8 protein-coding genes are annotated in these 7,123 nt (G+C 60.4%); 3 read left to right on the top strand and 5 right to left on the bottom strand.

The window, feature by feature from the left end; all coding sequences use genetic code 11:
- The first annotated feature begins 84 nt into the window (after positions 1-84).
- Entirely contained in the window at positions 85-561 is a 477-nt protein-coding gene (locus Q8Q83_RS08010) for a DUF1289 domain-containing protein (protein ID WP_305622671.1), read from the top strand.
- 39 nt (positions 562-600) lie between these two features.
- On the opposite strand, the gene Q8Q83_RS08005 is transcribed toward Q8Q83_RS08010, so the two are convergent.
- The 3 genes from Q8Q83_RS08005 to Q8Q83_RS07995 form a co-directional block, all read right to left on the bottom strand.
- On the bottom strand, positions 601-1,476 hold the full coding sequence (locus Q8Q83_RS08005) for a universal stress protein (protein WP_305622669.1): 876 nt from the start codon (positions 1,474-1,476) through the stop codon (positions 601-603).
- A gap of 34 nt (positions 1,477-1,510) precedes the next feature.
- Positions 1,511-2,431 (bottom strand): universal stress protein, encoded by a 921-nt coding sequence (locus tag Q8Q83_RS08000; RefSeq protein WP_305622667.1) that lies wholly within the window; start codon positions 2,429-2,431, stop codon positions 1,511-1,513.
- 632 nt (positions 2,432-3,063) lie between these two features.
- On the bottom strand, positions 3,064-3,927 hold the full coding sequence (locus Q8Q83_RS07995) for a universal stress protein (protein ID WP_305622665.1): 864 nt from the start codon (positions 3,925-3,927) through the stop codon (positions 3,064-3,066).
- A 250-nt stretch (positions 3,928-4,177) separates the two neighbouring features.
- On the opposite strand from Q8Q83_RS07995, the gene Q8Q83_RS07990 reads away from it, so the two are divergent.
- On the top strand, positions 4,178-4,783 hold the full coding sequence (locus Q8Q83_RS07990) for a tRNA-(ms[2]io[6]A)-hydroxylase (protein ID WP_305622664.1): 606 nt from the start codon (positions 4,178-4,180) through the stop codon (positions 4,781-4,783).
- Between the two features lie 75 nt (positions 4,784-4,858).
- Here the strand turns inward: Q8Q83_RS07990 and lpxH are convergent, their stop codons facing one another.
- On the bottom strand, positions 4,859-5,581 hold the full coding sequence (gene lpxH, locus Q8Q83_RS07985; protein WP_305622663.1) for a UDP-2,3-diacylglucosamine diphosphatase: 723 nt from the start codon (positions 5,579-5,581) through the stop codon (positions 4,859-4,861).
- The gene (locus Q8Q83_RS07980; RefSeq protein ID WP_305622661.1) at positions 5,578-6,072 is read right to left on the bottom strand and encodes a peptidylprolyl isomerase; all 495 of its coding nucleotides are present in this window, start codon (positions 6,070-6,072) and stop codon (positions 5,578-5,580) included. Before Q8Q83_RS07980 ends, lpxH begins: the two co-directional genes overlap by 4 nt.
- A 188-nt stretch (positions 6,073-6,260) precedes the next feature.
- Between Q8Q83_RS07980 and glnS the strand changes: the two genes are divergently transcribed.
- On the top strand, positions 6,261-7,123 hold an 863-nt coding region (gene glnS, locus Q8Q83_RS07975; RefSeq protein ID WP_305622660.1), incomplete at its 3' end, for a glutamine--tRNA ligase.

Raw genomic sequence — 7,123 nt, 5'->3', positions numbered from 1 at the left:
GGCCCCTCAAGATTGAGGGGTGATCAATGTTAGACAAAGGGCTAACATGCCGGCCTGTTCTGCTTTCCCGTGTCCTCCTGACCTATGCCCAATCAGACCATCAAGACCCCCTGCGTCGGCCTCTGTTCCACTGTTTACGGTGATCTGGTGTGCCGTGGCTGCAAGCGCTTCCACCATGAGGTGATCAATTGGAACAGCTATAACGACGAGGAGAAACACGCCGTGTGGCTGCGCCTGGAGGTCTTATTGGTCCAGGTGATGGCGGGCAAGTTGGAAGTATTCGACAGCGTCCGACTGCGCAATCAGTTGGAGCAGCGCAAGATCCGCTTCGTACCGCAGCAGTCGCCTTATTGCTGGGCTTATCAGCTGATTGCCCGTGGCGCGCGGGTCATCAGTCAACTGGAGGCCTACGGCATGGTGCTGCTGCCGGAGTTTCGCACCTGGGCGCTGCCCGAACTGCGCGACGCCATCGATAGCGAGTTCTTCCTGCTGTCGGAAGCGCACTATGAACGCTATATAGCGCCCAGATTCCTCCGCGAAGGCTTGGAGCTGCGCGTCTAGAGGCGAGGCCGCCGTGTTGCAAACGGTAGCGCCCCGTGTTCAGGCCACCCGGTCGTTGCTCTGCTCGGCCAGTCGAGCAGGCGCCTCGTAGGGCTTTAACACCAGCACATCGCTCTCCAGCCCATCCAGTACGGCCTCGGCGGTATTGCCGATCAGGATGCCTTCCAGCCCGCTGCGGGCGATAGTACCCAGCACGGTCAGTACCGCCCCCTGTTCATGGGCGATGCGCGGGATCAGGACCCTGGCGGGCCCTTCGCCGATATGCAGGCGGTGCTCGGCGAGTTCGTACTCGCGCTGGAACCATTGGCACTGGTCATGACAATGCAGGGCTATGGCCTGGTCGTGGTGAGCGACCGGATCGGCCAGATCCAAGGAGGGGACGTCGTAGGCACTGACCACATGCAGCTCGGCATCGAACAGGCCGCACAGGTCGACGGCGTAATTCATGACGTTGCCCTGCAGCATGCGATGTTGCGGGTCCTGGTGATCGACATCCATGGCCGCCAGGATGGTGCCGCCCGCCCAGGGGCGCTCACTCTTGACCAGCAGCAAGGGTACCGGCAGCTGGCGCGACAATTGCCAGTCGTCAGGGGGCGAGAGGAGTTTCCTGAGCTGGGAGTCTGGGTGGTGTTGCTTGATCACCAGATCACAGTTGTACTGCTGTTGGGCAGCGAGAATGGCGGCGCAGCTATGCTTCGGCTCCACCGTCGCCTGCTCGCCATAAGCGCGCAAGCCTTCCCGGTGCAGCTCGCTCAACAGTTGCTCGAGGTATTCGCCCTGTGCCAGGTGCGGGTTGCAGAGTAAAACCTTGAGTTCGGCATCGAGGGCTTTGGCAAGTTGTTTGCCGCGCTCGAGGGCCGGATCTGTGGCCGAAGTCGGGTGGATCACTATCAGGATGTTCTGCATCGAGCGCATGGCTATCTCCTTCAACGTTGCTTGTCTGGGGCGCCTATGTGTGTGGTCGATGGTGATAGGGCCAGGAGCACGAGACATCCGCCGCGAGGGTCGATAGTGGGGCGGCCAGCTCTTCCAGGTGATTAATGACGTCGTCCGGTTTGAGCACCAGGACGTCGCTCTCCAGGGTGTCGAGGATCATCTCGGCGGTGTTGCCGATCAGCGCGCCGGACAGGCCGCTACGGGCCACATTACCGATCACCGTCAGGGCTGCCTTGAGCTTGTGCGCGATGTGCGGAATGAGCGCGTCGGCCGAGCCTTCCTCGATATGCACCCGTTCGTCGCTGATATTGAATTCGCTCTGGAGGGTTTTGCACTGTTCGCGGTAGAAGGCCTGGATGCTCTCCTTGAGCTGGAAGGTGGGGTCGGGCGCCGAGAGCATCGGATAGGGGTGGGCACTCAGCATGTGCAGCGTGCCGCCTGCCATCTGGGCGATGTCGTAACCGTGGCTGACGATGCCGGCATGCAGGACGCGGTGTTCGATCTCGCTGTTGCCCACATCGACGGCCGCGAGAATGGCGCCACCTATCCAGGGTGTAGCGGTTTTCACTATGAGTACCGGGCTGGGGCAATAGCGCAGCAGTTTCCAGTCATCCGGGGTGAGCAGGGCTTTCTTCAGTGGGTTGTCAGGGGCATGCTGCTTGATCACCAGGCCACAGCCCTTCGCCTGCTGCGTGGCGATAATGGTCTGGTGCGGACTCTTGTGCCAGGCCTGTTCGGTGCTGACGCTGAAACCCTTCTTTTCCAGGGCCCCGCGCATGTCGTTCAGGTAAGAGGAATGGTTGAGCCGCTTGTCGCAGACCAGCAGATGCAAGTGCGACCGGGTGGCGTCGGCAATCATTTTGGCTCTGTTTAGAATCAGCTCCTCAGGCTGCTGCGAATCCACCACCACTAAGGTGTTACGAATGGTATGCATGAGTGTCTTCCCGCGTACGAGTACGGTTGTCAGGTAGACGGAGGTGCAAGCGCTCTGGGCTTATACCTCTGTGGGCGATTAGGGGGCATTGGTTGCCAACCCTTGCCGCTCTGTCCTTCAGTCGGAAGCTCCCTCACCGACATCATGCACGCGATAGCCGAAATCGAAACTCGTCCGCTCAGTTCGATGGTTGATGCCTGAGCCGAGCGGTCGGCGATGACCGCTGAACTGCTGCTGATCGTTTATGCAACTGCGAAAGTTGCCTCCACAGCGTTGCTGCTGTTGTTCCAGCGCATCTAAATTGAGACGATCGAGCCGGAGCGCGTCTGCTGCCGGAGTAACTGCGCCACCACTTCGGGCGGATTGCCTAAGGATGCTGGTTAGCCTCTACAGCTCTCAGTACGGCGCCGACATGCACTCACCTCGATTATCGGGGTATGCATCGGGATGCTCACCGGCGAGCCCTGCCGTTCAAAGGGCAATAGCTCTTGCTCGCTCAACTCAATAAGTCAGTCTGGTGGCTGTTTGGTTGCACGCCAAGGTGATTGGTCGCCTGGGTCAGTCGATTTATGCCTAAGCGTGCGGCGGATGGTTATATGGTCGGGTGGGTGCCTAGGCACCCACCCTGGTGTTCAGCGTTGCGCCATCAGTTCTTCCAGGTGGGCAATGATGTCGTCGGGCTTGAGCACCAGCACATCGCTTTCCAGCGAGTCGAGAACCACCTCGGCGGTATTGCCGATCAGGGCGCCGGCAATGCCGGTGCGCGCCACGGTGCCGATCACGGTCACGCCTGCGTTGAGCTGGTGCGCCATCTGCGGAATCAGCACATCGGCCGGCCCTTCGACTATATGCAGGCGTTCCTCGGCTATGTCGTATTCGGCCTGGAAGGCCCTGCACTGATCGCGGTAGCGCGCCTCGATGGTTTCCTTGAGCTGGAAGGTCGGGTCGGCGGCCGAGAGCATCGGGGTCGGGTGGGCGCTGATTACATGCAGTTCGGCCTTGGCCAGCGCGGCGATTTCGAAGCCATGGCTGACGATGCTGGTGTGCAAGGTGCGGTGTTCGCTATCGGCATTGCCCACATCGACCGCTGCCAGAATGGCGCTGCCGGCCCAGGACTTGTCGGTTTTCACCATCAGCACCGGGCCTGGGCAGTAACGCAGCAGTTTCCAGTCATCCGGGGTGAGAATGGCTTTTTTCAGCGGGTTGTCGGGGAAGTGCTGCTTGATCACCAGGCCGCAACCTTCGGCCTGCTGCACGCTGATGATGGTTTGGTGCAGGCTTTCATGCCAGGCCTGTTGGCCGGAAGCGCTGAAGCCTTCACTGTTGAGCAAGCCGGTCAGATCGCTCAGGTAGGCGGTGTGATCATTCTTCTTGTCGCACACCAGTAGATGCAGATGCGATTGCGTGACTCCGGCTATCAGTTTGGCGCGTTTCAGCGCCAGGCCTTCCGCTCGTTCGGGCTCCATTACCACCAAAATGCTGCGAATAGCTTGCATGATCATCTCCCTGTGAAGTCAGTTGCGCGTCAAATCACTATAGATGTCTGAATCTGTATCTGTACTTGATTGGTGTCAATGGCCTCTCTGGTTGTTCCTGTGTCCATTCGTATAATGGTGGGCTTCGCGCGCCTGTCGGCGCTACCAATCCACTGTGTGAGCCTATGCCCGAGTTACTTGAAGTCGAAATTCACCCGCCGAGCCTTGGGCATGCCGCCCGGATCGCGCCGATCGCCGGGAGTCAGCCGCGATGAACTTGCCGGAAATTCATGAGTTTCTCGCCTGTCGCACCCCGGACGCCTGGATTGCCGCGGCCTTGGCCGATCAATCAACCCTCTTGATCGACCACAAGAACTGCGAATTCAAGGCCGCCAGCACTGCCCTGAGCCTGATGGCCAAGTACAGCACCTATGTCGACCTGCTCAACGCCATGTCGCGCCTGGCGCGGGAAGAGCTGGTGCACCATGAGCAGGTGCTGCGCATCATGAAGCGGCGCAAGATTGGCCTGCGCCCGGTCTCGGCGGCGCGCTACGCCTCGGGTTTGCGCAAGGTGGTGCGCACCCACGAACCGCACAAGCTGGTGGATACCCTGGTGGTGGGCGCCTTTATCGAGGCGCGCAGTTGCGAGCGTTTCGAGGCCTTGGTGCCGCATCTGGATGAAGAACTGGGCAAGTTCTACTTCGGTCTGCTGAAAAGCGAAGCGCGGCACTTCCAGGGTTACCTGAAGCTCGCCCATCAGTACGGCGATGAGCGCGACGTCAACCAGGCCATAGCGCGGGTGAGGGCGGCCGAGCGCGAACTGATCGAGTCGCCAGATACGGAGTTTCGCTTCCATAGCGGCGTGCCACCAGCCTGATTGGGCATAGGTGGTGGCCATAAAACCGATCCCCGGATTGCATTCGGGCTACGAAGGCTGGCGATCCGCGATCCATCAAGCGAAGGCAAACGGCTCCAGCCGAAACCCTTGCGTATCCACTTGCAACGCCCAGCCTTGCCTATCCCAGTCGCCCAGTACGATGCGCCGTGCCGGTTGGCCATCCAGCGTCAGCGCATGCACCGCCGGTCTATGGGTATGCCCATGAATCAGGGTGCGCACGCCATGGGCGGCCATGATCCGTGGCACCTCATCCGGGGTGACGTCGACTATATCGCTGGCCTTCATGCGGGTCTGCGCGCGGCTCTCATTGCGCAGCTTGCGCGCCAGCTGGTGACGGGTGGCCAGCGGCAAGTGGCGCAGGATAAACAGCGACAGCGGGTTGCGCAGCAGGCGGCGCAGCTTCATATAACCGACGTCCTGGGTGCACAGGCTGTCGCCGTGCATCAGCAGCACCTGCTCGCCGCCCAACTCGACCAGGCTGGGGTCGCGCAGCAGGGTGCAGCCGGCTTCGCGGCAGAAGGCCTTGCCGATCAGGAAATCACGATTGCCATGCATCAGGTAGATGCGCGTGCCGCCGTCGCTCAGTTGGCGCAGGGCTTGGGCAATCGAGCGTTGAAATGGGCTGATGGCGTCGTCGCCGATCCACACTTCGAAGAAGTCGCCGAGGATATACAGTGCCTCGGCCTGGACCGCGCGAGTCTTGAGGAAATGCAGGAACGCCCGGCTGATGTCCGGGCGCTCCTGTTCAAGATGCAGATCGGAGATCAGTAGAATCACTCAAGGATCTCGGCACGCTCGATGATCACATCTTCCACAGGTACATCCTGGTGGCCGGATTTGCTGGTGGTGGCGACGCCCTTGATGGCGTTGACCACGTCCATGCCCTCAACCACTTCACCGAATACCGTATAGCCCCAGCCCTGCACGGTCGGCGCGCTGTGGTTGAGGAAGCTGTTGTCGGCAACGTTGATAAAGAACTGCGCGCTGGCCGAATGAGGCTCCATGGTGCGGGCCATGGCGACGGTGCCGATCTTGTTGGCCACGCCATTGTTGGCTTCGTTCTTGATGGTGGCGCGAGTGGCTTTCTGCTTCATGCCCGGCTCGAAACCGCCGCCCTGGATCATAAAATTGCTGATCACCCGGTGGAAAACCGTGTTGTCGTAGTGGCCGTCTTTCACGTATTGCTTGAAGTTGGCCACGGTTTCCGGGGCTTTGTCTTCGAACAGCTTGAGGGTGATGACGCCGTGGTTGGTGTGCAGCTTGATCATGTAGGTAGTCGCTCTGTCGAGAAATCCACGAACCGCCTCAATTTCCTTTGATTACGCCGCGTTAGCTTGGCGCAAAGGGTATTGAAGCGGTTCTTGGGCCTGTCAGGGGGTTGACAGCTTCGGCTATGATAAGCGCTTTGTTTTAGTCGGCCTACCCTGCGCCACGCACCTGCATGATCAAGGACCCCATGAGCAAGCCACCTGTCGATCCAAAAGCCAGCCAAGCCGCCGCCAATTTTCTGCGCCCCATAGTCCAGGCCGATCTGGATGCCGGCAAGCACGCGAAGATCATCACCCGTTTTCCGCCGGAGCCCAATGGCTACCTGCATATCGGCCATGCCAAGTCGATCTGCCTGAACTTCGGCCTGGCCCAAGAGTTTGGTGGCCAGTGCAACCTGCGCTTCGACGACACCAACCCGGCCAAGGAAGACCAGGAATATATCGACGCGATCAAGAGCGACGTGCAGTGGCTGGGCTTTCAGTGGGCCGGCGAGGAGCGTTACGCCTCCAATTATTTCGACCAGTTGCACGACTGGGCCGTCGAGCTGATCAAGGCCGGCAAGGCTTACGTCGACGACCTGTCGCCGGAGCAGGCCCGCGAGTACCGCGGCAACCTCACCGAGCCGGGCAAAAATAGCCCGTTCCGCGAGCGTAGCGTCGAAGAGAACCTCGACCTGTTCGCCCGTATGAAGGCTGGCGAGTTCCCCGATGGCGCCCGTGCCCTGCGCGCCAAGATCGATATGGCCGCGCCGAACATGAACCTGCGCGACCCTATCCTCTACCGCATTCGCCACGCCCATCACCACCAGACCGGCGACAAGTGGTGCATCTACCCGAGCTACGACTACACCCACGGTCAGTCGGACGCCATCGAAGGCATCACCCACTCCATCTGCACCCTGGAGTTCGAAGATCACCGTCCGCTCTACGAGTGGTTCCTCGAGCAACTGCCGGTGCCGGCGCAGCCGCGGCAGTACGAGTTCGCCCGCCTCAACCTGAACTACACCATCACCAGCAAGCGCAAGCTCAAGCAGCTGGTCGATGAAAACCA

The organism is Pseudomonas sp. (assembly GCF_030696055.1).
GTDB lineage: Bacteria > Pseudomonadota > Gammaproteobacteria > Pseudomonadales > Pseudomonadaceae > Aquipseudomonas.
Note: the sequence above shows the minus strand (reverse complement) of the source record. Positions and strands in the feature narration are given on the sequence as shown.

What these genes read in the sequence shown, in the direction of transcription:
- Q8Q83_RS08000 (WP_305622667.1), bottom strand. Translation starts at nt 2,431, where the DNA reads ATGCATACCATTCGTAACACCTTAGTGGTGGTGGATTCGCAGCAGCCT.
- Q8Q83_RS07995 (WP_305622665.1), bottom strand. Translation starts at nt 3,927, where the DNA reads ATGCAAGCTATTCGCAGCATTTTGGTGGTAATGGAGCCCGAACGAGCG.
- Q8Q83_RS08010 (WP_305622671.1), top strand. Translation starts at nt 85, where the DNA reads ATGCCCAATCAGACCATCAAGACCCCCTGCGTCGGCCTCTGTTCCACT.
- Q8Q83_RS07980 (WP_305622661.1), bottom strand. Translation starts at nt 6,072, where the DNA reads ATGATCAAGCTGCACACCAACCACGGCGTCATCACCCTCAAGCTGTTC.
- Q8Q83_RS07990 (WP_305622664.1), top strand. Translation starts at nt 4,178, where the DNA reads ATGAACTTGCCGGAAATTCATGAGTTTCTCGCCTGTCGCACCCCGGAC.
- Q8Q83_RS08005 (WP_305622669.1), bottom strand. Translation starts at nt 1,476, where the DNA reads ATGCGCTCGATGCAGAACATCCTGATAGTGATCCACCCGACTTCGGCC.